Here is a 1,518-nt window from a genome sequence, read left to right as displayed (position 1 = left end):
ACTATCTATTTTTTGATTAAAAGTTTCAAAAAAATTGCTAACGTTTTTAAAAACTTTATCGTTATGATTTTGAACGTATTTTTTTGGCATTTTTGCTCCTTATAAATTTTTGCTTCTTATAAAAGGTGTACTTTAATACTTTATTATACCTTATAGTATAATACTATACAATACCATACCATACCATATTCTATTTAGAGAGTAACTAAATGCCTGTCATATCCTTTGCTAATTCCAAGGGGGGGAGTGGAAAAACAACATCTGCTTTGCTCCTTGCTTGTGAACTTGCACATGCTAAACCTGTTACAATTATAGATGCTGATCCTCGCCATCCTATTACCACTTGGTCTGAATTGCCGGGTAAACCAGATAATCTTACTGTCGTTACTAATGAATCTGAAAAAACTATTTTAGATGAAATAGAAATTGCATCTACTCGAGATCCATTCGTAATTGTTGATCTAGAAGGTACAGCATCACGCTTAACTAGTTATGCAATTAGTCAATCTGATTTTGTAATTGTTCCTATGAAGGAACAACAGCAAGACGCTATAGCAGCTATCGAAATTATAAAAGAAATTCACAGAGATATGAAAGCTGTACGGCGTCTTATCGCTTATTCTGTTTTGTTTACGCAATCTAAAGTTGTTGCAAAATCCAGAACTGCTCGTTTTGTATCATCTCAATTTAGAAAAAACCCAGAACTTGATGTTTTTGAAACAGAAATCAATGAACGTGATGCTTTTTCAGCAATCTTTGCAACTGGAGGTTCACATCGTAATCTCAATCCAAAGGAAGTTAATAATTTAGAAACTGCGATTGGCAATGTCGAAGCATTTGTTGCTGAAGTCATTACAAAGCTAAAAAAAGTTCAAGAGAAAGGAAATTAAAGAATGAGTACAGAAAGAAAACCATTAAATTTTTCAGAACTTGATGATTTTAAACCACGGCAAACTCAATCTTCTTTAAACATTATACAACGCAAAGAGGTAGATAAGGCAGCAACTTTCCCAAGTCGTGAACAGTCAGTTGAGATACAATTAAATATCAAAGCTAGCGTAAATATCATTAATCGTTTTAAATTGATGGCTAAACAAGAGCGATATCGCCATGGTGATTTTCTAGAAATATTAATGAATGCTTATAAACAGAGCGATTAGTTTGTACGCTATAATTTTAAAAGTATTCATTTTATTCAGAAAACAAACATAAAACTGCTTTCTGTTTTTTAGGATTAAGTTTTCTAAAACCTTTTAAAAGGAAATATTCTTCTTTACTGGAAATTTCTTCATCATAATGGTACGGAATATTTCTTTTTTGTGAAATATCGGTATAAAAAAAGGAGATATGAACATCTAGTATGTTAGCGATTTCCTGCAAGCGTCCAGCTCCTACACGATTTGAGCCTTTTTCATATTTTTGGATTTGTTGGAAGCTTACTCCTATTTTTTTTCCTAATTCTGTCTGAGAAATTCCTATGTACTTTCTTCTATAGCGAATTTTTCCCCCTACAGAAAC

The 1,518-nt window shown here is 32.3% G+C and carries 3 protein-coding genes; 2 read left to right on the top strand and 1 reads right to left on the bottom strand.

Annotation, left to right across the window (positions count from 1 at the left end):
- The first annotated feature begins 209 nt into the window (after positions 1-209).
- Together ACFILY_RS09120 and ACFILY_RS09115 are read left to right on the top strand one after the other, a co-directional pair.
- Complete coding sequence (locus ACFILY_RS09120; protein WP_375612422.1) at positions 210-890, top strand: ParA family protein; 681 nt, start codon at positions 210-212, stop codon at positions 888-890.
- Positions 891-893: 3 nt separating this feature from the next.
- Positions 894-1,160, top strand: coding sequence for a hypothetical protein (locus tag ACFILY_RS09115; RefSeq protein ID WP_375618900.1), 267 nt, complete (start codon positions 894-896; stop codon positions 1,158-1,160).
- 31 nt (positions 1,161-1,191) lie between these two features.
- Here ACFILY_RS09115 and ACFILY_RS09110 read toward each other — a convergent pair.
- On the bottom strand, positions 1,192-1,518 hold a 327-nt coding region (locus ACFILY_RS09110; protein ID WP_375673341.1), incomplete at its 5' end, for a helix-turn-helix domain-containing protein.

It is taken from the genome of Bartonella sp. CL25QHWL (assembly GCF_042195335.1).
In the GTDB taxonomy this organism is placed as follows: Bacteria; Pseudomonadota; Alphaproteobacteria; order Rhizobiales; family Rhizobiaceae; genus Bartonella.
This window is presented reverse-complemented; position numbering and strand designations above follow the sequence as displayed.

Excerpts from the sequence above, each read along its gene's own strand:
- ACFILY_RS09120 (WP_375612422.1), top strand. The coding sequence starts at position 210 with ATGCCTGTCATATCCTTTGCTAATTCCAAGGGGGGGAGTGGAAAAACA.
- ACFILY_RS09115 (WP_375618900.1), top strand. The coding sequence starts at position 894 with ATGAGTACAGAAAGAAAACCATTAAATTTTTCAGAACTTGATGATTTT.